Raw genomic sequence first — 24,464 nt, 5'->3', positions numbered from 1 at the left:
AAAACTCTCCTTTAAATCTTTTACTTTTTATTTTCTACAAGAAATAATATTAACAGTAACTTGATTATTTGTAAAGACTTTTTTCTTTACCAAATCTAGGTTTATGAAATAAACCGTAGATTTGGTTATGCATGAGCTTTAGCTCAGGCGAACCTTATTATTTTCTAAATTTATTTAGTTAGTGGGACTTACGCACTAGCTTTAGCTAGGGTGTTCCTTTAACTAGGTTTATGAAATAAACCGTAGATTTGGTTATGGGAGTGAGATAGAATTTTAAATTCGTCCACCCCAGCTTGCGTAGCTTGTAGAATTTCTTTGCGAAATTCTCTGTGCTGGGGCCCCGCCCCCCTCGCACAGTTGATTAGGTGCTTGAAATATTTTATTTCAAGTCCAATCAACCACTGCGTTAAAGCTTCAGCTCAGGCGATCCTTTAGTTAGATTTATGAAATAAACCGACATAAAAATATCGAGCGCTTATCAAAAAGCGTCCGATATTTTTAAATCATTAAAATGGTAAGTTCATGCCTTTTAACATATTTTCCATTTGACTTCGTTTACCTTTTTTACCTTTACGACCAGCACCACTAAATTGTTTCATCATTTTCTTCATATCATTAAATTGTTTCATTAAGCGATTCACTTCTTGTAATGAACGACCTGAACCTTTAGCAATACGTTTTTTTCTAGAAACATTTAAGACTGCTGGATTTTCTCTTTCACTTGGTGTCATAGACTGGATAATCGCCTTAATATGGTCAATTTGTTTTTCATCCATATTAAGCTTATCCATACCTTTCATTTTGTTCATTCCAGGAATCATTTTCATAATATCATCCAGTGGGCCAAGGTTTTTAACTTGATCCAATTGTTCAAGAAAATCATCCAATGTAAATGTTGAATTACGCATTTTTTGTTCTAAGTCTTTAGCTTTTTCTTGGTCAACATCTTGTTGTGCCTTTTCGATAAGACTTAGTACATCTCCCATACCAAGTATACGAGAAGCCATTCGCTCTGGGTGGAAGAGTTCAAGTCCATCCATCTTCTCACTCATACCAACAAACTTAATTGGCTTTTGTGTTACTGAACGAATTGATAACGCTGCACCACCACGCGTATCGCCATCTAATTTAGTCAATGTAACGCCAGTCACATCTAATTGATCATCGAATGATTGTGCAACATTAACTGCGTCTTGACCAGTCATTGCATCCACAACCAACATAATTTCATTTGGTTTAGAAATTTCTTTAACTTCTTGTAATTCATTCATCAATGCTTCATCAATATGCAAACGACCTGCTGTATCAATGATTACAAAATCTAAATGTTCTTCTTTAGCGTGCTTTAATGCGTTTTCCACGATTTGTTGTGGTTTGACTTGATCCCCTTCACTATACACAGGAACATCAAGTTGTTTACCTACAGTTTGTAATTGATTAATTGCAGCTGGACGATAAATATCTGCAGCTACTAACATAGGTTTTTTATTGTATTTTTTACGCATTAATAATGCTAATTTACCGGCAGTAGTCGTTTTACCTGCACCTTGTAAACCAACCATCATCACAACAGTTGGTGGCTTGTTCGCCATTTTAATCGTTGCGTTTTCGCCACCCATTAATTGTGTTAATTCGTCTTGTACAATTTTAATGACTTGTTGACCAGGTGTTAATGATTGCATTACATCTGATCCTAAGGCACGTTCTGACACAGTTTTCACAAATTCTTTAACTACTTTAAAGTTCACATCGGCTTCTAATAATGCTAATCGTACTTCTCTCATCATAGCTTTAATATCAGCTTCTGTGACTTTACCCTTACCACGCATTCTTTGCATCGTAGCTTGTAAGCGATCGGATAATCCTTCAAATGCCATACCAAATGCCCTCCTTTATATATCTGTTTATTCTAATTCTTCTAATTGATTAATATATTGTTCTAACGCTGTAGCATCATTTAAAGATTGTTTCATTGCTTCATAAATGTTACGACGTTGTTCGAATTTTTCATATAAATTCAACTTAGATTCATAATCTTCAACTAAATCGCCAGTTCTTCTTATATTATCATAAACTGCTTGTCTACTCACATCAAATGTCTCTGCAATTTCACTTAATGAATAGTCTTTTAAATAGAATAGCTCTAAATAATTTCTCTGCTTATCAGTTAATAACGTTTGATAGAAATCAAACAAATAATTCATTCGTAATGTTTTAACTAAATCATTTTTCCCCATGTGGATGATCCTCGTTATTAAAATCTAATTCAGCAACTTCATCTGGAATATCTTCATTTTGTTCTATCATATCTGCAAATAATCCATAAACGTAGCTTTCTGGGTTAAATGGTTGCAAGTCGTCAAGTTTTTCACCTAAGCCTACATATTTAACTGGGATATGAAGTTCATTTCTAATTGCAAGCACAATACCACCTTTAGCCGTACCATCCAATTTAGTTAATACGATACCTGATACGTTTGTAACTTCTTTAAATGAACGTGCTTGAGATAAGGCGTTTTGACCTGTTGTTGCATCTAAACACAATAAAGCTTCATGAGGAGCATCTGGTACAGCTCTGCTAATAACACGTTTCATTTTATCTAGTTCTTGCATTAAGTTTGATTTATTTTGTAAACGTCCTGCAGTATCACAAATTAAAATATCGACGCCTTTATTTTTAGCCGCATTGATTGCATCATAAACAACTGCTGCAGGGTCAGATCCCTCACTTTGGCGTATAACTTCAACACCTACTCGGTCACCCCACACTTGTAATTGATCAATAGCACCAGCTCTGAATGTATCTCCAGCTGCAAGCATTACTTTTTTGCCTTCCATTTTATATCTATGTGCAAGTTTACCGATAGTAGTTGTTTTACCTACGCCGTTTACACCAACCATTAAAATGACGTTTAATCGGCCATCTTCAAGATTCATAGCTTCAGATTGGTCGTCTTCTTGATGGTATATTTCAACAATCTTTTCGACAATGACTTCACGTAAATCTTCCGTTTCCTTAATATTACGACGTTGTGCCTCCGTACGTAATTCTTCTGTTAATTGCATCACTGTGTTGAAACCAACGTCGGCAGTAATTAACATTTCTTCAAGTGCTTCGAAGAAATCTTCATCAACCGTTCTATAACGCGCAATTAAATTATTAAGTTGTTCTTGGAAGTTCTGACGTGATTTTTCAAGACCTGCTTTAAACTTAGCACCCATTTTTTGTGCTTCAATTTCTTCAAAATCTTCAATCGAGATTAAACCATCATCATCAAAATCTGCTTCACTTAACTTACGTGGTTTCTTCTTAGGTGCCGGTTGTGATACTTCTTCATTATCATCACGTGGTGTGCTACTCTGCTCACTTTCATCTTGTGATAATTCTTGTTCTATATCTTCCGTTGATTTCGTAGAAAATTTATCTTTTAAACGTTTAAAGAAACTCATGCTTGTTCCTCCTTCATGACCTCATCAATAGTATTTAAGTTAACACTTACTAATTTTGAAACCCCTGATTCTTGCATTGTCACACCATACAAACGATCTGAATATTCCATTGTCCCTTTTCGATGCGTAATCACAATAAATTGAGTTTGCATTGATAACTCTTTTAGAAATTGTGCGTATCGAATGACATTTGCTTCATCAAGTGCCGCTTCTACTTCATCCAGTATAACAAATGGTGCAGATCGTACTTTCAAGATAGCAAATAGCAATGCGATTGCACTTAAGGCACGTTCACCACCACTTAACAACGACAAGTGTTGTAATTTTTTGCCTGGCGGTTGAACAATAATATCGACACCAGCTGATAAATAATCATCATCTGTTAATTCTAATTTAGCATGTCCTCCACCAAATAACGACTGAAATACTGTCGTAAAATGAGATTGAACCTGTAAAAATGTCTCTTTAAAACGACCCTTCACTTCTTGATCCATCTCATTAATAATTTGCTCAAGTGTCTGTTTCGCTTCACGCAAGTCTGTGCGTTGTTCATCTAAGAAAGTATAGCGCTCATTTAACTCTTCAAATTGTTCAATCGCATTAATATTAACAGGGCCTAATTCATCGATTGACATTTTAGTTAATTTAACTTTCTTTCTTAGCGACTCAATTGGTGTTTCCGAGAAGAATTCATCTCTGGCACGTTCGACTGTTAATTGATATTCATCATTTAAATGATCAATGGCATGATGAATTAATACATCTAATTTTGATTGTTGCGCTTTGATATCCTGATAGAAACTTTCTATTGATAATAAATCTTGATGGCATTCTTGTAACTGTGCTTCATGTATTTCCACATCTTCATTGACATCTACACGTTGCTTTTTCAAATCTTTTAATTGATTAGTAATCGATTGTCGTGAATTTTCCTTAGATTTAATCTCTTGTTGTAATTTATCAAATGCTTGTTCACCCATCATTTCGTCAGAATTAAAGAGTTTAATCTTGTCTTCAACGTTCGTTAACTGTTGATGAATCGTTGCAATCTGTTTATCTGTACGGGTTAATGCCCCTTTTTGCGCATGTATTCGTTCTTTAATAACTGCTAAATCAGAGCGTTTTTGGTTTAATTGTTGTTGTACTTGCGTAGTCGTCTCTTTACCTTCCTTAGATAATTGCGTATAACGTTCAATGTCCGTTTCAAGTTGTTTTAACTTACCTTGAATAATAGATAAACGTGCTTGCTTTTCATTTAAAGTAACACGACTATTTTCACTTTGGTAACCGTCATTCTTTTCAAACTCAAATTCTTCATGCTCATCTTTAATATGTGCTTCTTGTGTTTTAAGACGGTCTAATACTAACGCTTCGTTATGTGATTGTTCTTTCACTTCATTATATTGTTGACTCAAATTAAAATATGTTTCACTTAACTGCTCGACGTCATCTTTTTGATTTTGCAATTGTTTTTCAAAATCTTTAGTTTGCGATTCATAATTTTTTAATTGGTCACGCATTGTAGTCAGTTCATCTTTTTGTGATAAAATGCTCTTCGTCTTACGCGCACCACCACCAGTCATAGAACCTCCAGGATTAACAATATCGCCTTCTAAAGTAACGATACGTGTTTTATATTGAATCGCTCTCGCCAGTTCATTCGCATGTTTTAGATTATCTACAATAATAGTCGTACCAATTAAATTTTCAACTACGGCTTGATATTGCGCATTCACTGTAATTGCATCAGAAGCAACATTAATATAACCTGCTGTACTTTCAGCAATTTGACGAATATGATGAGATAGCTGTCTTGATTTAATAACATTTAATGGTAAAAATGTTGCTCTACCAAGTCCTTTTTGCTTTAAGAATTGGATTGCTTGGCGACCATCTTTTTCGTTGTCAACGATGATATGTTGCAATGAAGCGCCTAATGCGGTCTCAATTGCCTGTGTCAATTCTGATGGTACAGAAATCACTTCTGCAACTGCACCATGAATACCTTGTAAGCTATCGTTTTTAGCTTTTAACACATGCTTAACGCCATTAAAGAAGTACGTATAGTCTTCCTCTTGTGTTTCCAAACTTTCAATTCGAGCTCTCATTTTATCCGTATAACGATATGCTTGATACAATTTATCTTCGTATTCAGTTTGAATTTGTTTCGCTTTTGATAATTGTTGCTCTATTCGACTTATTTGGTCTTCTATATTGCTCAATTGTTTAACTGTAGCTTTATGATGTTGTTCTGTAGAAGCAATTTCGCTTTGTAACGCCTTGAGTTGATTAAATGCTTCAACTAAACGTGAATCTAAGCGTGATTTCTTCGCTTCATTTTCTTTAATGGTATGCTCTAGGAAACGAATGTCATTATTGACATCTGATTGTTCAGACATTAATTCATAGTATTCATTTTTAATAGATTCGAGTTTTTCATCATGTTGTTCATCAGAAACGTAAAGTTGTGATTCTAGTTCATGAATATCATTATTTAACGTTTTCTGTTTTTCTTTTAACGTCTCAATTTGTTGCGTAATCTCATTTTTTTCATCTTGAGCGTTCTTTAATTCGTGATTTAAATTATCTAATTCTTCTTCAAAGCGCGCATTCGTTTCTGATTGATTACGTTTTCTTTCTTCTAAGACATTTAATTGACCTGTAAACTTCTCATATGCTTCTGTAGCTTTAATCAAATCATAATTTAATTGTTCAATGTCATTATCAATATGTTGACGTTGAGACTTTTGTTTTTGAATATATTGATTTATTTGTGCTTGTTTCGCCTCTTTATCTGCTTGTTGGCTTTTTAGGTAATTAAGTTTGACGTCTAATTCACGATTATCTTCCGAATACTGATCGATATCATGTACAGTAACAATGACATCGCTTTGTTTCATTTCTTCAGAGAGTTTCAAATATTCTTTTGCGCTGGACGCTTCTGCTTTTAATGGTTCTACGCGCCCTTCCAAGTCATATAAGATATCTTCAACTCGTGTAAGATTGTCTTCTGTTTGATCTAATTTTTGTAGTGATTCAGCTTTTCGTTTTTTGTATTTTAATACGCCAGCAGATTCTTCAAGAATTTGACGACGATCAATCGGTTTAGCGTTTAAAATTTCATCAACTCTACCTTGAGATATAATGCTAAATGCTTCTTTTCCCAAACCAGAATCCAAAAACAATTCAGTAATATCTCTTAAGCGTGCTTTATCATTATTAAGATAATATTCACTCTCACCACTGCGGTACAAGCGACGCGTCACGACAATATCATCTGAATCAACTTGTAATTTTCTGGCTTTATTATCAAGTTTCAATTGTACTTCTGCATAATTCTGAGCATTTCGATGTTCAGCTCCTGAAAAGATAATATCTTCCATTTTAGAGCCACGTAATGATTTTGCGGACTGTTCACCTAATACCCATTTGATAGCATCGGTAATGTTACTCTTGCCGCTACCATTAGGCCCAACTATTGCTGTCACACCTTTATCAAATTGGACATCTGTGTGATCTGCAAATGATTTAAAACCTATGGCATCAATTGATTTTAAATACACCATACTATTCTCCTTGCTAATCATTCCACTCATTCTAGTTGAGAGGAGGACAATATTTTAAAGATGATTGGTCATCTTAAACACTGCTATTATTCTTAAGTTCTGAGTAAGCACGCTCTGCTGCTTTTTGTTCAGATTCTTTTTTAGTTTTACCTTGACCTGTTGCAACTGCATTATTTTCCAAAATAACTTCCGATGTAAATAAACGATGATGCGCTGGGCCTTCTTCCTTAATTAATCGATAAGTTACATCTCCACGATTTTGACTGTGAACATACTCTTGAAATTGTGTTTTAAAGTCGACAACACCAACTAATTCATCATCTTCTACATATGGGAAAATGACTTTCTCAGCAAATTGCCATACGACATCTAATCCTTGATCGAGATATAAAGCCCCAACAAAGGCTTCAAATGCGTCAGACACAAGTGAAGGGCGCGTTCTTCCACCCGTTTTTTCTTCACCTTTACCTAATAGGATGAGTTGATTTAGCTCGATTTTATTAGCAAATATTACAAGTGAGGGCTCACATACAATTGTTGCACGCATTTTTGTTAAGTTACCTTCAGGAAGATCTGGATGTTTATCAAAAAGGTAGCGTGATACCGTCAATTCTAATACCGCATCGCCTAAAAATTCGAGTCGCTCATTATGCGCTAAACGATCCATATTAAAGTCATTGATAAAACTTGAATGAGAAAATGCTTGTTGATATAACTCGATATTTGAATATGTAAATCCTAATTCATTCATTTTCTTCGCAAACTGTTGTTGAAAATCATTAACCATTTCTATTTTTTTTGGATTAGCCACATTAGAACCTCCCATATATTTATGCTTTGTTTGATTCTTAAGAAAAAAATCTGAGCCATCTTGTAGACGACTCAGATGTAAGTTTTTTATTTTTCAAGACTATTGATGTATTTAACTGCATCACCAACAGTGTTGATTTTTTCAGCTTCTTCATCAGGAATTTCAGTACCAAATTCATCTTCTAATTCCATCACTAATTCAGCGATATCAAGTGAGTCAGCGCCTAAATCATCTTTGAAAGATGCGTCTTCAGTTACTTTGTCAGCATCTACACCTAAACGGTCAACGATGATATCTTTTACTTTATCGAAGTTTTCCACGTCGATTCACCTCCTTTGAAAGTGTCTATCCATAGACTATTATATTTTCCCATTTTAATGGGTAAAATACAAGCATTTCTTAAATACTCATTATAAATAGTATTTTGTTTAACAAAGCGATTTCTCATCAAAGTGTTATCGAAATAAAACTTATTTCAACTAACTAACTTTAGATGATTACATGTACATACCACCATTAACATGAATGGTTTGGCCAGTAATGTATTTTGCTCTATCAGATGCTAAAAATGCAACTGTATTCGCTATATCTGTATCTTGACCAAATCGAGATAATGGAATTTGTTCTAACATTTGTGCTTTTAATTCATCACTAAGTGCGTCTGTCATATCTGAAACGATAAATCCTGGTGCTACAGCATTTACAGTAATACCACGTGATGCAAGTTCACGTGCACTTGATTTAGTTAATCCTTCTATACCTGCTTTCGTAGCGACATAGTTTGCTTGACCTGGATTACCCATTGCACCAACTATACTTGATAAGTTAATAATTGCACCACCACGTTGACGAAGCATTTGTGGCGTCGCCTTTTGAATACAATTGAAAGTGCCTTTTAAGTTTGTATTAATTACATCATCCCATTCATGCTCTTTCATACGCATTAACAAATTATCACGTGTGATACCAGCATTATTTACAAGGACATCTAATGAACCAAATTGACTAACGACTTCTTTAATCATCGCTTTAACTTCGTCGCCTTCAGCTACATTAGCTTGAATTGCAAAACTTTCAACGCCTTTTGCTTTAATTTCAGACACAACCGCTTCAGCCTTTTCTTTATTACCAGCATAGTTAACAGCTACATTGAAACCATCTTCAGCTAATTGTAATGCAATACTACGACCTATACCTCTTGAAGCACCAGTTACTAATGCATTTTTATTCGTCATGATTATTCCAACCTTTCACATCTTCTAATGTTTGAATTGATGTTAATTTAACATCACGATTGATTTTCTTAATTAAACCAGATAACACTTTGCCTGGACCAATTTCTATAAAATGATCGACGCCTTGCTCAATTAACCATTCTGCAGAATTGATAAATTCAACTGGTGAATATAACTGCTTAATCATATTTTGCTTAATAGTTGTTGCGTCCGTTTCACCTTGCGCATTCACATTTTGCACAATAGGGAATGCTGCATCATGCCACTCAAATTGATTAATATACGACTCGAAGTCTTTTTCAATCACTTGCATCATTGACGAATGGAATGGGCCAGAAACTGCTAAAGGCAAGACACGTTTAGCGCCTAATGATTTACCTTCTTCAACTAATTTATCAATGAGTGATTTATGACCTGACACTACAATTTGTCCAGGGGAGTTAATATTCGCAGGTTCAATCAGTTCTTCAGATGTTGATAAGTCTTTGCAAATTTTATCTACTTCTTCATAGCTTAAACCTAATACAGCTGCCATACTACCTACACCGTTTGGAAAAGCTTGAGCCATGAGTTGACCACGTTTACGAACAATCTTAACTGCATCCTCAAACTTTAATACGCCTGCAGCGACTAAACTAGAGTATTCACCTAGACTATGTCCCATCGTATAGTCAGCATTAATAGAATTTAAGGCACGATATAAGGCGATGCTATGTGTTAATAAAGCTGGTTGTGTATGTTCAGTTTCGCCTAATTTGTTGTCACTATCCGTAAACATTGTTTCTAATAAATCGAAGTCTACGGCTTCTTGTGCTATGTTTAGAATCTCTGTTGCTTTTGTATCTTCATTATATAAATCGCTAGCCATACCAACTTTTTGTGCACCTTGACCCGGGAAAATAATTGCTACTTTACTCATCCTTTTCACCTACCGTCTCTCTCATAATTTCGACAATTTTCTCATCACCGGCAATTTTAGCTTGTCGGATTGCAGAATAAAACGCGCGAGCATTAGAACCACCATGTGCTTTAACAACTGTACCATCCAGACCTAATAATACCGAACCACCGTATTCTGCATAATCCATTTTTTTAGTAAATGTGTCTAAGTCCTTTTTTAACACTAATGCAGCAAGTTTGTTTTTTAAACTTCCTAAAAATGTCTCTTTCAACATTTTACCAATGGATTTTGCAGTACCTTCGATATTTTTTAGCACCATATTTCCAGTGTAGCCATCAGTTACAACAACGTCAGTGTTACCTTCCATTAATGTTTTAGCTTCAATGTTACCATCAAAATTAAAGCTTTGATCATCTTTTAGTAATTGATATGCTTTTTTAGTCAATGTATTACCTTTAGCTGGTTCTGTACCGATATTTAATAATGAGACCTTAGGGTTTTGAATGCCTCGAATTTTTTTAGCGTAGATATTACCAAGTTGCGCATACTGTAATAAATGTTCAGGTTTTGCATCAGCATTGGCACCAACATCTAAAAATACAAAACCTTTACCATCAATTGTTGGTAATGTTACTACAAGGGCTGGTCTGGCAACACCTTTAATACGACCGACAATAAACAATCCAGCTGACATAAGCGCGCCTGTATTACCCGCAGAAACACATCCGTCCGCTTCGCCATTTTTCACTGCTTCAGCCATTCTGACCATTGAGCTATCTTTTTTACGTTTAATCGCTCTCACTGGTTCGTCTTCCATCTCTATTTTTTCAGAACAATGTCTAAATTCAATTCGTTCATGATTGAGTGTATATTGGTTTTTATCTCCAAATAAAATTATTTCTAAATCTTTAAAATCATTTACTGCTTTTTCAACAGCCTCTAACACGATACCAGGCGCGTCATCTCCGCCCATCATATCAATAGCAATCTTAACCATGTTATTCATCCTCGCTTATATAAAACATTTTAAACGTTCCTTTAAACACCATTGTATCTCTTACATATGAATTCACTTCAATAATATAATGTTGCGCTGTTTTATTAACAACGCGTGCTTCAGCTCTTACAGTGTCATCCAGTTTTACTTTCTCGATAAAAGCGACATTACTTTCTTGTGTTAATACGGTTGATTTATGTATTAGAGCGACACAAAGCGAATTCGCTTGAGCAAATAAAACATGACCTCGTGCAATCTGTGTCTTTGCAAAGACTGATTCTTCAGTGATTTCAATGAGTGATTGTGCAGTTCTGTCTGGCTCAACTTGAATTAAATCTCCAACCACTTCATTTGCTTCAAGCGCACGAATTTGTTCATAGTTTTGCTCAGCTACTATTTTAATACGCTTACGTAGTTCTGGAATATTTAGATTTGTTCTATCTAAACGTATCGTTTGAATACTTACTTCAAACTGTTCACATAATTCACTATCCGTAATAAAGGGGTTTTGCTCAATTGCTTTTTGAATCGCCTCACGACGTTCTGCTTTTTTTAATTTCATATATATCCCCCTTTAAATGCGAAATTAGTACCAAGTCTTAAACATTCCTCACATATCATAACACTTTCCGTTTAATAAGCTCAACAAATATCATAGTGCTATATTTTACTTTTTAAAAATAATTACCTTTAAACACTAATCAAAACTCATATGTAGTAAATTCTGATCAATAAAATCACGTAAATGTTGATATGCTTCTGTAAAGAATTCTCCCGATTGAATCAACTCTGCCGCTTCATCTCGAGCGACTTCAAGCATTCGATAATCTTCCACAATATTCGCTACCATGAAATCCGGTAAACCACTTTGTTTAACACCGAAGAAATCTCCGGGTCCACGCATTTCTAAATCACGTTCACTCAACTCAAAACCATCCGTTGTTTGCGTCATTATAGTCATTCGTTCTATTCCTGTTTCCGTCTTAGGTGACGCAATAAGTACGCAATAACTTTGATGTTCGCTTCGTCCAACACGACCTCTTAACTGATGTAAAGTAGATAGTCCAAATCGATCTGCATCATAAATCATCATAAACGTTGCGTTCGGTACATTGACACCAACTTCTACTACAGTTGTAGAGACAAGAATGTCTATATCATGTTGACTAAAACGCGTCATAACTTCATCTTTCTCTTCAGCCGACATTTTGCCGTGTAATAAACCGACGCTCCCCTCTCCATAATAGGCTTGAAGTGAGTCGTACAACTCAACTACATTTTGTACATCATCTAAATGTTCCGAACTTTCAATGAGCGGACAAATCACATAAGCTTGACGACCTTTTTTAAGTTCCGTTGTCATTTGAGACAGCACTTGTTCGTATTGCTCGTGTTTTGCCCAGTTCGTAATAATCGGTTTACGCCCTTTGGGTAACTGTTTAATAGATGAAACATCCATTTCACCAAATACTGAAATAGCTAGGGTTCTAGGAATCGGTGTCGCTGTCATGAAGAGGACGTTCGTCATCGCTCCTTTTTCTCTTAACAGTTGACGTTGATTGACCCCAAAACGGTGTTGTTCATCGGTAATAACCAGTCCTACATTTTGAAATGCTACATCATCTTGTATAAGCGCATGTGTACCTATTAGACAATCAATGGTGCCATTCTCTAATTGTTCTAAGAGGACTTTTCTTTTTTTACCTTTAACAGATCCAGTTAATAATGCGACGTTCATATAGTCTCCAAATAACTCAGTTAAACTATTTGCGTGTTGCTCCGCTAGAATTTCAGTAGGAACCATTAGCGCAGACTGATATCCAGCTGTTTTTAACGCATACATACATATAGCAGCAACAACTGTCTTCCCTGAACCTACATCACCTTGCAATAATCGATGCATGCGAATCGGTGCTTTCAAATCTCTAAAGATTTCGTTCACACTCTTTTTTTGCGCATCCGTTAACTCAAAAGGTAATGTTTCTATAAACGCTTTTACCTTTTGGATGTCGTAGTTGATTTCAATGGCTTCGTCCGATGTCTTCTCTAGACGATTCAACCATTGCATTCGTAATTCAAACATGAATAATTCGGTAAAGGCATACGTCCGTCTAGCACGTAATAAGTCATGGCGATCTTTAGGATGGTGCAGTGCATGTATGGTATCAGATAAAGATTCTAATTTATACTTCTGTCTTAATTCATCTGTCAACCATTCATGTATCGTAACATCATCTAACGTTTGATAAATCATATCTCGCATTTGCTTTTGTTTAATGCCCTCTTTGATACGATACACAGGTTCTAATTTAACTTCAGATGCATCTTGAGACTGTGCATTAAAGAACATACGATTTCCGTTAATTTCTTGTTTCGCACGATTCCATTTTCCTTTAACAGTTACCGTACCATGAAGTTCAATTTTCTTTTTTAAGTATGGTTGATTAAAGAAGACACATTTAACTGCGATATTGTCCACCATTAAATGGACTGTTAACTTCGATTTATTTCTTCCGAAAAAAGCAACCGTCGGCATAGAATAAACTTCTCCAACAACTGTCACTGTAGATTGATCTTCAGCCATATTTAAGTCTACAACTGTATTATCTTCATAGCGACTCGGTAAATAAAGCACCAAGTCTTCTACCGTATTAATATTGAGTTCTTGCAATAAAGCAATTCGTTTTGGTCCTAGCCCTTTAATCTTTTGAAGCGGATATGGACTTTCTATTAAATTGACTTTAGACATAACTTCTCACCTAGTATTTATAATATTAATATTTATTTTATCATGATTAAGCAGAATAATTGATTGTTAAACCTTTGATATTTAAAAAGGCGGGAGTGGGACAGAATTCTTTTTGAATTCATCGTCCCACCCCCAGCTTGCTTTAAGCGTCTTCTCAGTACAGTCAGCTACTGCGAATTTGCAAAATAGCTTTATTATATTATTTATGTTCAAGCCTCACTCTAATTCACTGAACGATACATGTTTAACGTTCACATGCCCATCCATCTTTATCGCGGTCAAACTTTGTTTGATAAGCAGGATGACCCTTTTTCACACCATTTGGATATTTCTTTCTTAATAAAGTGCAATTTTTATAATTTTCTGTTGATTGCTTTTTCGTTGTCTTTGAAGTTGACGACGTTGATGTTTTCGGTTTAGTTGATGATTTTACAGATGCTTTTGTAGATGATGTTTGACCCGTCTTAGCTTTCGTGTTCGACGTTGTTGTAGACCATATATTTAGCTTTTCAGCTTGTGCTTTGGATTGGCTTACCTTTAACATTTGTTCAAATGTATTGTTCGGCGGATAGATATAAGTCACTCTAGCTAATCCTTGTCTAACAACCGCTTCATTAACCATTCTACCATCTGCATAAACGTATGCTAAATAACGACCATATTTATCTGTTCGTTGACCACGATCAAATTGAACTTGTACCGTACGCGCATTAGCCAACATTCGTGTTGTAAATTGACTAGCCTCCGGACCATATTTTTGAACAGGCTTTCGTGGATCCTTAGTTTCAGGTGTATCAATCAACAATAATCTAAAGGTTGATTTCTTCCCTTTATAAAGTAATTGAACAGTGTCTCCATCAATACCTTTAACAAATTTAACTTTCTCTTTAGTAAGTGCACTACTTTGTGCATTAACTCTATTGAGTGGCAATGCTATAAGTGTAGATGATGTTGTGATTAAAACCGCCAAAGCTGTAACAGCAATTGTTTTCTTTTTAAAAAGCATTAATATAAAACATATGATACTAAGACCAATAACTACTAAAAGTATATTTCCCATGTGCATACTCCTATTGTTTAATATACATATATTTTATACTAATACACATTAAAAATACTATTAAAATTTTAATATTTATATTTTTTGTAATCATTAAACACATGTAGATATGCACTATTTTATGTTTTAAACGGTATATCTATCGCTATGATAAGTAAGTTTTAAATGGGACTTCAAATTATATGAATGTGATGTTTGTTCAGAATGTCCGCTGAAGAATCAATGTATAAACTTCAATTCAAAAACAAATAAAAATAATGAAGAATTAAAACTGGGAGTATTTTAAATCCCAAATTAACAAAAAGCTTTCAGAACTAGAAACGATAATCATCTACAGTCAAAGCAAAATTGATGTGGTGCTGACTTTTGGATTTATGAAGGCGATCTTAAGTTTCACTCAGATGTCTGTCCAAGGGATAAATAAAGTCAAAAGAGAACTTGGTTTTATATGAATAACGCTTAATATAATAAAAGTAACAACTCAACGAGCTGAAAATAATCAAAAAAATATAAAAAAAGGGAGTGGAACAGAATTCTTTTAAATTCGTCGTCCCTCTCCCAGCTTGCTTTGCTTGTAGAATTTCTTGATGAAATTCTCTTTGTTGGGGCCCCGCCCGCAAGGATGACTAGAACTGAGAAAAGCTTGATTAAAGCGCCTTCTCAGTTCAGTCAGCTACTGCGAAGTTGCAAAATAGCTTCATTATATTATTTTTGTCCCAGCCTCTTAATATAAGGAAAGTAACAACTCAATGAGCTAAAAATAATCAAAAAATATAAAAAAGGCAATTTCTATATTATTTCAATAGAAATTGCCTTAATTTACTCATCCAGGAACTTTATGTCCAGGACCCTTCATAGCTTTTCAATTGATATTTATTCGACTGAGAATAAATATTGATAGATAGGTTGGCCACCGTTATGTTCTTCTACTTCAACGTCTGGATATTCGCTTTCAACCCACTCTACTAATTTATCTGAGGTTTCAGTATTTGCATCCTCACCAGCGATAATAGTTAAGATTTCACTATCTTCATTTAGCATCGCTTTAAGTAAACCTGTGATTGTCGCAAACTCATCATCGTTGCTTGTCACAATTTTACTTTCAGATAATCCCATGAATTCGCCTTTTTTAATCTCTACGCCATCAATTTTAGTGTCACGAACAGCAAATGTTACTGATCCAGATTTCACACTATCTAAAGCTGTTGTCATGTGAGATTGATTATCTTCAAGTGATGATGATGGATCGTATTGGAACAACGCCGCAATACCTTGTGGAATAGATGTTGTAGGAATTACAACTGTATCTGCTTCAACTAAAGTTGCAGCTTGATCACTCGACATTCTTATATTTTTATTATTTGGTAAAATAATGGCACGTTTACATTGAGATTGTTCAATGACCTTTACAATGTCTTCAGTAGATGGATTCATTGTTTGTCCACCGCTTATAATATGTGTCGCACCCATAGATGTAAATAATTCTGAAATGCCATCACCCATAGAAATAGCAATAATTGCTGTTTCAACTGTTTTTGATTCTTCTTGTTGGTCTGATTGATGATTTTGCTTTTCTTTTCTAATGACTTCACGATGTTGTTCACGCATATTTTCAACTTTTAATTTAATAAGCTCACCATACTCTTGACCATAGTTAAACACATCACCTGGTGTTTCAGTATGTACATGGACTTTTACAATTTCATCGTCATTAATAACGAGTAATGAATCACCAAAATGACTCATATCTGTTCTAAATGTTTGCTCATCAAATTCTCTTTTATCTTTTCCAAAACGTACCATCATTTCAGTACAATAGCCATACTTAATGTCTTCAGTGTTAATTACGCCATGGAAGTCATGCTCTTCATGCACTAACTCTTCTGTGTTTAATTTTTCTTTTTTCACTTCAATCGTTTGGCCTGTTAAACCTTTTAAGAAACCTTCATAAACACATAATAGCCCTTTACCACCACTATCAACTACGCCAACTTCTTTTAATACAGCAAGTAAATTGGGTGTATTATTTAATGACTTTTCAGCTTCTGCAATTGTATATTCCATAACTTCAACACAATCATCTGTTTCTTCAGCTTTATTAACCGCTGCCTTGGCTGCATCTTTAGCAACAGTTAAGATTGTCCCTTCGACTGGTTTCATTACAGCTTTATAAGCAGTGTCAACACCTGCTTGGAAACTATTAGCAAGTTGTTGTGCATTAATTTCATTTTCAGTTTCAATATTTTTACAGAATCCTCTAAATAATTGAGAAAGAATTACACCTGAGTTACCTCGAGCACCCATAAGTAATCCTTTAGAGAATGTCTTCCCTAATTCACCAATACTTTGAGATAAATTATTTTCAACTTCCTCACGTCCAGAAGTAATTGTAAGATTCATATTAGTACCTGTATCACCATCTGGCACAGGGTATACATTTAAAGAATCTACTAAATCTGCATTATTAGATAAATTTTGTGCCCCTTGTATTATCATATCGGCAAATAATTTACCATTAATTTTGCTAATCATCCTGCTAAGTCCTCCTATACCTACTTGCCCTTATTATTAAGTCTTACACCTTGTACAAATATATTAATTGAATTCACTTTTACATTGAGTGAGTTTTCTAGTGTGTATTTTACTGATGATTGTACATTATTAGCTACCTCTGAGATTTTAACACCGTAGCTAACGATAATATACATATCTATATCAATGACACCATTGTTTTCTTTGACTTCAATGCCTCTAGCATAATTTTCATGTCCTAAAATTTCGGCAATACCATCTCGCACTTGTTGTCTAGATGCCATACCAACAATACCATAACTTTCAACAGCTTTACTGCCTACTACTGAAGCAATGACTTCATTTGAGATATCGATTTTACCATAATCATTTGAGATTTCTATTGTCATCTTTATATTCCTCCTGAATTTTGTTTAAAAATGACGAAACTATAAACATTTACAATTAAATTCATTGTAGAAATTAACCGATTCTTCCATAAATAAGTCTTTATAACCTAATTAAATGTACTACATAACTCCTCAGCTTACAATTATACCATAAATTATAAAATTCAAAACATTTTTAGAGAAATACCTTTCAATTTCATTGCTTTAAAAATTCATATATGGTATCTTATTTAAGTATATAAGTAGTCAAGTGTATTTATATTTATTAAAGGAGGTACTTTGATGGGTAAACAATGTTACGTAACAGGTCGTAAAGCATCGACTGGTAATAATCGTTCACACGCTTTAAATGCGAATAAACGCAGATTTAATGCTAACCTTCAAAAAGTTAGAATTTTAGTTGACGGAAAACCTAAAAAAGTTTGGGTTTCTGCTCGTGCTTTAAAATCTGGTAAAGTTACTAGAGTTTAATAAATATAATGCACTAAAAAATGCCTTCATATGTGGTGAAGGCATTTTTTTATGTTCTTTTTTAACTTGCATCCTTACTTCTCATTTGAAGTACTTGTCCGTCATGTAAAATGATTTCCGCGACAGCTTCTTTTACTTCATTAGATAATGTAAGTGTCGATCCTTTTTCTAGAAGTTGCTTATTCAAATTATATTTAAAGCCCTTCAATGATAAAACAACATTTTCAGTAACTGGAATAAATGATACATATGGGAAATGAAGTGATTTTTGAATTTTATGGGTACCTTGTTTCAATAATTTAATTTCATTTTGATCATCTTCCACACTAATTGAAATATTTCGTTCTATATACTTTGGTTTTTGCAATATTTGCATGACACCCATAAAATGATCTAATCTACCACCAGTTGCACCATAAATATGTATTTGCGTAAAACCTCTATGAACAGCTTCTTCTACACCTAATGCTAAATCCGTATCATCTTTTTCAGCTTTGACGGGCTTAATATTCAACTGATGTTTGAGTTGTTGACGTTCTTCTTCTGAAACAGAATCAAAGTCTCCAATTGAGAACGTCGGTGTGATGGCATGGTTAACTAGAATCAGTGTTCCTCTATCAATGCCACCCCAATGTTCATGCTTTTGAGTGCTCAATACTTGTGGAGGTAAATGTCGGTCACTACATAATAAATTGATTCGCATATTAAAATCAGCCTTTCAGTAATTGTGTCACCTTGTTATAATCCTTTTGATTAAAGAAATAAGAACCTGTAACAAACATAGTTGCCCCATTATCAGCACACAATTGGATAGTTTCATCATTGATGCCACCATCAACTTCAATATCAAAATTTAAATTTAAAGATTGTCTTAGATCTCTAAGTGACTTCACTTTTGATGCGCATGCTTCAATAAATGATTGACCACCGAAACCTGGATTGACTGTCATCACTAATACATAATCTACAATCTCAAGAACTGGTAATAATACTTCAACTGGTGTACCAGGATTAATGACAACGCCTGCTTTTTTATCAGCATTCTTAATCATTTGAAGCGCTCTATGAATATGTTGCGTAGACTCGACGTGCACCGATATCATGTCAGCACCGTGTTCAGCAAAGGTGTTAATATACTGCTCAGGTTGCTCAATCATTAAGTGAACATCAATTGGTAATTGTGTAGCAGTTCGAATTGAATCAAGAATCGGCAAACCAATCGATATATTTGGTACAAATTGACCGTCCATCACATCAAAGTGTAAACCATCAACTTGTGCTTTTTCTAAAGCTTTAATTTCATCTTCTAAATTTAAAAAATCAGCGGATAAAAGTGATGGATAGATTTTTTTCATTAATATCTTACCTTTCTATTTGAAATTTCATTAAATAATTGAATGTAATGATCATAGCGAAATTGTGCTAAATGACCACTCTCCAATTGTTTCTTAACATGACAATGAGGTTCTTTAATATGATTACAGTTTCTAAATTTGCATGCCTCGCCATAGTGATGAATATCTATAAAATAGTGTTTCAATTCATCTTTTTCAATATGATCAAAATCTAATGCACTAAAGCCTGGTGTATCTGCAATAAAACCAGATTCCCTTTCGAATAATTCTACATGTCTCGTCGTATGTTTACCACGGTTAAGGGATTTTGATATATCATTGGTTTCTAAATTTAATTCTGGTTTAAAAGCGTTTATAAATGTCGACTTACCAACACCTGATTGACCACTTAGTACAATAAGTCCTTTCGGCCAAGAAGCGACTACTTCCTGTTTAGACGTATCTTTGCCAACAAATTGAGTATTGTAGCCAATAGTTTCATAAATATTTAACCATTCATTAATTTTTTTAATGTCATCATCAGACGCTAAATCCTTTTTAGTCACTAGTATACTCGGTTCTAAATCATATGAATGCGCAATAACTAGAAAACGATCTAACAATTGTGTTGAGAAATCTGGTTCTACAGCGCTCATCACGATGATTAAGCCGTCAATATTACTAACTGGTGGTCGTTTCAATGCATTATGACGATCGTGAACATGATGAATATAACCTTCATTGGTATTTTGAATTTCAAAATCAACAATGTCCCCTACAATTGGTGAAAACTTCTTTTTTCTGAAAAGACCACGTGGTTTAGTATCATATAAAGTTCCATCTACATCTACTTGATATACACCACTAATTAATTTAATAATACGTCCAGTTTCCAAAATGACACCTCTTAATCATTATTTATATTTCATTATTATAGCAAAACCTTAGAGAATATTATATCCAGAACATATTTGTTTAAAGTCAAAGTTATCAAAGCAGAGTACATTTAAAGTTTACATAATATTTTTATAGTTTTTATAAAGATTTAAAAAACCTTTTAGTGAATGTTTGATTGCTTTCATTCACTAAAAGGTTGAACTTTAATAATCTATATCTTTATCTGCAATAATATCGCCATCTACTCTAATGGTGTAGCCTGCGTCAGATCCTTCTTCAATTTTAAGCGGAATCGTGATTGTTCTATCACCTTTTATACTAAACGTTTGACTCGCAGATGTGCCACTATTGTCTTTATCTCTTATATAAACTTGAACTTTTTGACTTTCATCGTCACCCGTATATGGGATATGATATGTTTCGGTGTAATTTTTAACTTTCTTTGCGTCGTCGTCCTTATCTTTACTAGAATCATTAGACTTCTCGTCTTCTTTATCTTCGTCTTTAGAAGTTGCTTTTCCTTTCGAAACAATCAGTTGAACTGTACTTCCTTCATCAATTTCTGTATTTTTCGGATTTTGTGAAATAATATTATCTTTTTTTTCATTATTACTTGATTCAGTCGTTATTTGTACTTTTAGACCATTTTTTTCAAGTTCTTTCTGAGCAGTTTTATAATTTTTATGTTCATAATTTTTTACGTATACTTTTTTAACACCTAACGACTCAGTTAACGTGATTTGGTGATCATTCACACGTACATAACTATCCGGATTAACACTTTGTTTGGCGATAGCACCTTTAGGTATTTGATTATTGTATTCTTGATTCACTGTTACATGATCAAGTTTAAATTGTTTTAATTTATCAAGTGCATCAGCTTTTTTCATTCCTATAACATTCGGCATTTTAGCCCGTTCTGGTCCTTTTGAAAGCACGATATCAACTTTTTCATGTTGATTCACTCTTTCACCTTGTTTCGGTTTTGTCTCGATGATTTTATTTTCTGGATAGTCATCACTATAGTCTCTAGAAATATTGCCAATTTCTAAATGAGATTGACGTAATATTTTTTCTGCTTCTTTTTCAGTTTTACCCTTAAGATCTGGCATTTCTGAATACTTACTGCCAAACATGCCCATCGCAATAAACCCAAATAAACTTACGACTAATAACAATAAAATCAACGCAATGGCAAATTTTTTCTTTTTAGAACGCTTTTTCTTTGGTGGCTCGTAAATTTGCGCCTCGTTAGTTTGGAAATGGTGCTCATTGACAATAGGTATTTGCATGGTTTGAGCGATTTGTTTCTGCTCATTTTCTTCCTTTATTTTACTTCTGATATCTTGTCTATCAATGGCAACGGTATTTGTATCATCTTCTTCAATTGAATGCTTTTTTTCATTAGCACGACTAGATACAAGTACACTACTTAAGTCTTCTTTCATATCATTGACACTTTGATAACGATCCGTTGCTTTCTTTTCTGTTGCTCTAAGGACAACGTTACTTAAGGATTGAGGTATATCAGATCTTAACTCGGTTACATTAGGTATGGAATCCTGAATATGTTTTATCGCTATACTAACAGCTGTTTCGCCATTAAAAGGTGGTTCCCCAACTAACATTTCAAAAAGTACAATACCTATGGAATAAATATCTGTCGCTTCATTCGTAGTTTCACCTTTAGCTTGTTCTGGTGAAAGGTATTGTACAGTACCGAGCACGTGGTTTGTTTGCGTCATAGATGTTTCACTTAAAGCTTTGGCAATTCCAAAATCGAAAATTTTAAGTGTCTTGTTCTTATCAATTAAGATATTTTGAGGTTTAATATCTCTATGTATGATAAGTTTGTCATGCGCTTGCGCCACACCTTTTAAAATTTGATTGGTAAAGTCAATTGCTGTATCAATACTTAAAGGACCATGACTATGTATGTATTCAGATAAAGTAGGCCCATCTATATATTCCATAATTAAAAAGAAGCACTCTTCATCTTCTTGAACATCATACACTTCAACAATGTTTTCATGTGAGAGTTGCGTTGCATTATTGACTTCTCGCTCGAAACGTTTCATTGTTTCTTCTTTTTCATTCTGAGGAATTGAGATTGCTTTAATCGCCACTTCACGATTTAAAATGGTATCTTCTGCTAAGTAAACGGTACTCATTCCTCCGCCACCAAGCTTATCCACTATCTTATATCGTTCACTAACTAACTTTCCAATCATAGATGATCACCTTCAATAGCTGCTATTAAAACACTAATATTGTCTTTAGAATCATGGTTTAGTGCTAATTGAATAAGCTGTTCACCATGTTCTTCTAATGATAACGACGTATTAAACGCTTCAAGAATACGTTCACTTCTGACATAATCTGTTAAACCATCAGAATTCAACATTAAAAAGTCATAATAATTAAATCGTTTCGTAAATATATCTGGACTTACACGTTTATCTGTTCCCATCACTTTAGTAATAATATTACGTTGTGGGTGTGTGAATGCTTCCTCTTCAGTAATTTGACCTGACATAACTAAATGGTTAACAAATGAATGATCATACGTAATTTGTTCGATTTCTCTAGAATTAATAAGATATGCTCTAGAGTCCCCTATATTTGCCACAACCAAGTGCTTATCGAATACAAGGGCACAAACACATGTTGTACCCATACCTTTATACGATTCATTTGTTTGAGCGTATTCAAATAGCTCACGATTAATCTCTTTTAAATTGAAACGCAACCAAGTTTCGGCTTGTTCATACTCAATAAAATTTTCAGCTTCAAAACGTTTTTGAAGCTCATACGTAACAAACTGACTTGCAATTTCCCCCGCTTTATGACCACCCATACCATCGCATAGTACTAATAATTGTTGGTGAGTTTGGTTATAAAAAATACCTCCTGCATCTTCATTTTTATTTCTATGTTGTCCAGTATCTGTGAAAAATTGTGCGTTTAGCATTGTGATTACCTCGTTTCTACTTGTCGTTCCTTCGCTCTTAATTGTCCACATGCCGCGTCAATATCTGATCCTTGTTCTCTTCTAATTGTAGCATTTATGCCCAATCGTTTTAATTCTTTTTCAAATTTGAAAATATCATCTTTAGGTGTTTTAACGTAATTACGTTCTGGAACATGGTTGACTGGTATTAAGTTAACATGACAGTTTAGATCTTTAATAAGATGCGCTAAATCACGTGCATGCTCTAATTGGTCATTGACGCCACCAAATAATCCATATTCAAATGTCACACGACGATTTGTTTTTTCTTGATAATATTGAATTGCTTCCATTAATTTATCTACGTGGTAAGCTCTGTTAATTGGCATTAATTTAGAACGAATGTCATCTTTGGCTGCATGCAAACTTACGGCAAAGTTAATTTGAATATCTTCTTCAGCAAAATCATAAATACGTGGAATAATACCTGATGTTGACACTGTTATATGACGTGCACCGATATTTAAACTATTGTCATCATTAACGATACGTAAGAAATCCATCATTTCATCATAATTCTCAAAAGGTTCACCAATTCCCATAATTACAATTTGAGATACACGTTCATCTGTCGCATCTAATGCTTTTTGAACTGTTAAAACTTGTGAAACAATTTCTCCTGCTTCTAAGTTACGTTTTAAGCCACCTAATGTAGAAGCACAGAACGTACAACCGATACGACATCCAACCTGAGTCGTTACGCAAACTGAATTACCATAGTCATGGCGCATTAATACGGTTTCAATTGTATAACCATCTTGTAATTCAAATAGGAATTTTATGGTCCCATCTTTACTTTCTTGTTTTACAACAGTCGTTAAAGTGGTCATAGCAAAGTTATCTTTTAGCACTTGACGAAGATCTTTGGATAAATTCGTCATTTCATCAATACTATCTACACGTTTTTGATATAGCCATTCAAATATTTGCTTAGCTCTAAATTTTTGTTGGCCATGGTCTACTAACCATTCTTGCATTTCATCATATCTAAGTGAATAAATCGACTGTTTATCAAAGTCAGGCAAGAATTTATTTTTCTTCTTTTTTTCAGTAGTTATCATC

At 34.2% G+C, this 24,464-nt stretch carries 21 protein-coding genes and 1 pseudogene; 2 read left to right on the top strand and 20 right to left on the bottom strand.

The features are described 5' to 3' along the window. Nucleotides 1-506: 506 nt before the first annotated feature. From ffh to AK212_RS13775, 12 genes are all read right to left on the bottom strand, one after another. Entirely contained in the window at nucleotides 507-1,877 is a 1,371-nt protein-coding gene (ffh, locus tag AK212_RS03750) for a signal recognition particle protein (RefSeq protein WP_053029262.1), read from the bottom strand. A 27-nt stretch (nucleotides 1,878-1,904) separates the two neighbouring features. Further along, entirely contained in the window at nucleotides 1,905-2,237 is a 333-nt protein-coding gene (locus tag AK212_RS03745) for a putative DNA-binding protein (protein WP_053029260.1), read from the bottom strand. Next, nucleotides 2,224-3,450, bottom strand: a complete 1,227-nt coding sequence (ftsY, locus tag AK212_RS03740) for a signal recognition particle-docking protein FtsY (protein ID WP_053029258.1) — start codon at nucleotides 3,448-3,450, stop codon at nucleotides 2,224-2,226. Before ftsY ends, AK212_RS03745 begins: the two co-directional genes overlap by 14 nt. Then, on the bottom strand, nucleotides 3,447-7,016 hold the full coding sequence (gene smc, locus AK212_RS03735) for a chromosome segregation protein SMC (protein ID WP_053029256.1): 3,570 nt from the start codon (nucleotides 7,014-7,016) through the stop codon (nucleotides 3,447-3,449). The genes ftsY and smc overlap by 4 nt, the downstream gene beginning before the upstream one ends. 73 nt (nucleotides 7,017-7,089) lie before the next feature. Further along, nucleotides 7,090-7,842, bottom strand: coding sequence for a ribonuclease III (rnc, locus tag AK212_RS03730; RefSeq protein ID WP_156304791.1), 753 nt, complete (start codon nucleotides 7,840-7,842; stop codon nucleotides 7,090-7,092). 71 nt (nucleotides 7,843-7,913) lie between these two features. Beyond that, nucleotides 7,914-8,147: an acyl carrier protein gene (locus AK212_RS03725; protein WP_001830184.1), complete on the bottom strand. Its 234-nt coding sequence runs from the start codon at nucleotides 8,145-8,147 to the stop codon at nucleotides 7,914-7,916. Between the two features lie 177 nt (nucleotides 8,148-8,324). Further along, the gene (gene fabG, locus AK212_RS03720) at nucleotides 8,325-9,062 is read right to left on the bottom strand and encodes a 3-oxoacyl-[acyl-carrier-protein] reductase (RefSeq protein ID WP_053029252.1); all 738 of its coding nucleotides are present in this window, start codon (nucleotides 9,060-9,062) and stop codon (nucleotides 8,325-8,327) included. Next, nucleotides 9,052-9,981: an ACP S-malonyltransferase gene (gene fabD / locus AK212_RS03715; RefSeq protein WP_053029249.1), complete on the bottom strand. Its 930-nt coding sequence runs from the start codon at nucleotides 9,979-9,981 to the stop codon at nucleotides 9,052-9,054. The genes fabG and fabD overlap by 11 nt, the downstream gene beginning before the upstream one ends. Continuing rightward, nucleotides 9,974-10,960 (bottom strand): phosphate acyltransferase PlsX, encoded by a 987-nt coding sequence (plsX, locus tag AK212_RS03710; protein ID WP_053029247.1) that lies wholly within the window; start codon nucleotides 10,958-10,960, stop codon nucleotides 9,974-9,976. The genes fabD and plsX overlap by 8 nt, the downstream gene beginning before the upstream one ends. Nucleotide 10,961: 1 nt before the next feature. Beyond that, entirely contained in the window at nucleotides 10,962-11,522 is a 561-nt protein-coding gene (gene fapR / locus AK212_RS03705) for a transcription factor FapR (RefSeq protein WP_053029245.1), read from the bottom strand. Nucleotides 11,523-11,657: 135 nt separating this feature from the next. Next, nucleotides 11,658-13,709, bottom strand: a complete 2,052-nt coding sequence (gene recG, locus AK212_RS03700; protein ID WP_053029243.1) for an ATP-dependent DNA helicase RecG — start codon at nucleotides 13,707-13,709, stop codon at nucleotides 11,658-11,660. 244 nt (nucleotides 13,710-13,953) lie between these two features. Continuing rightward, a complete protein-coding gene (locus tag AK212_RS13775; RefSeq protein WP_053029241.1) occupies nucleotides 13,954-14,769 on the bottom strand; it encodes a thermonuclease family protein in 816 nt (271 codons plus the stop codon). A 119-nt stretch (nucleotides 14,770-14,888) separates the two neighbouring features. Between AK212_RS13775 and AK212_RS12915 the strand changes: the two are divergent. After that, nucleotides 14,889-15,311: pseudogene (locus AK212_RS12915) on the top strand (transposase); the annotation flags it as partial. 331 nt (nucleotides 15,312-15,642) lie between these two features. On the opposite strand, the gene fakA reads toward AK212_RS12915, so the two are convergent. Both fakA and AK212_RS03685 read right to left on the bottom strand, forming a co-directional pair. Continuing rightward, nucleotides 15,643-17,301, bottom strand: coding sequence for a fatty acid kinase catalytic subunit FakA (gene fakA, locus AK212_RS03690; RefSeq protein ID WP_053029239.1), 1,659 nt, complete (start codon nucleotides 17,299-17,301; stop codon nucleotides 15,643-15,645). Nucleotides 17,302-17,321: 20 nt separating this feature from the next. Then, nucleotides 17,322-17,690 (bottom strand): Asp23/Gls24 family envelope stress response protein, encoded by a 369-nt coding sequence (locus AK212_RS03685; protein ID WP_011275975.1) that lies wholly within the window; start codon nucleotides 17,688-17,690, stop codon nucleotides 17,322-17,324. Between the two features lie 282 nt (nucleotides 17,691-17,972). On the opposite strand from AK212_RS03685, the gene rpmB reads away from it, so the two are divergent. Then, nucleotides 17,973-18,161 (top strand): 50S ribosomal protein L28, encoded by a 189-nt coding sequence (gene rpmB / locus AK212_RS03680; protein ID WP_011275976.1) that lies wholly within the window; start codon nucleotides 17,973-17,975, stop codon nucleotides 18,159-18,161. 61 nt (nucleotides 18,162-18,222) lie between these two features. Here the strand turns inward: rpmB and AK212_RS03675 are convergent, their stop codons facing one another. The 6 genes from AK212_RS03675 to rlmN all read right to left on the bottom strand — a co-directional run bounded on the left by AK212_RS03675 (nucleotide 18,223) and on the right by rlmN (nucleotide 24,463). Next, nucleotides 18,223-18,864 carry a thiamine diphosphokinase gene (locus AK212_RS03675; RefSeq protein WP_053029237.1) on the bottom strand — a complete coding sequence of 214 codons (642 nt, stop codon included), beginning with the start codon at nucleotides 18,862-18,864 and terminating at the stop codon, nucleotides 18,223-18,225. 7 nt (nucleotides 18,865-18,871) lie between these two features. Continuing rightward, on the bottom strand, nucleotides 18,872-19,516 hold the full coding sequence (gene rpe, locus AK212_RS03670) for a ribulose-phosphate 3-epimerase (RefSeq protein WP_053029235.1): 645 nt from the start codon (nucleotides 19,514-19,516) through the stop codon (nucleotides 18,872-18,874). Continuing rightward, nucleotides 19,516-20,391, bottom strand: a complete 876-nt coding sequence (gene rsgA, locus AK212_RS03665; RefSeq protein WP_053029233.1) for a ribosome small subunit-dependent GTPase A — start codon at nucleotides 20,389-20,391, stop codon at nucleotides 19,516-19,518. The genes rpe and rsgA overlap by 1 nt, the downstream gene beginning before the upstream one ends. A 204-nt stretch (nucleotides 20,392-20,595) precedes the next feature. Further along, entirely contained in the window at nucleotides 20,596-22,623 is a 2,028-nt protein-coding gene (pknB, locus tag AK212_RS03660) for a Stk1 family PASTA domain-containing Ser/Thr kinase (RefSeq protein ID WP_053029231.1), read from the bottom strand. Continuing rightward, nucleotides 22,620-23,363, bottom strand: a complete 744-nt coding sequence (locus tag AK212_RS03655) for a Stp1/IreP family PP2C-type Ser/Thr phosphatase (protein ID WP_053029229.1) — start codon at nucleotides 23,361-23,363, stop codon at nucleotides 22,620-22,622. Before AK212_RS03655 ends, pknB begins: the two co-directional genes overlap by 4 nt. Nucleotides 23,364-23,368: 5 nt before the next feature. Further along, nucleotides 23,369-24,463, bottom strand: a complete 1,095-nt coding sequence (rlmN, locus tag AK212_RS03650) for a dual-specificity RNA methyltransferase RlmN (protein ID WP_053029227.1) — start codon at nucleotides 24,461-24,463, stop codon at nucleotides 23,369-23,371. Nucleotide 24,464 lies beyond the last annotated feature (1 nt).

This window comes from Staphylococcus borealis (assembly GCF_001224225.1).
GTDB lineage: Bacteria > Bacillota > Bacilli > Staphylococcales > Staphylococcaceae > Staphylococcus > Staphylococcus borealis.
This window is presented reverse-complemented; position numbering and strand designations above follow the sequence as displayed.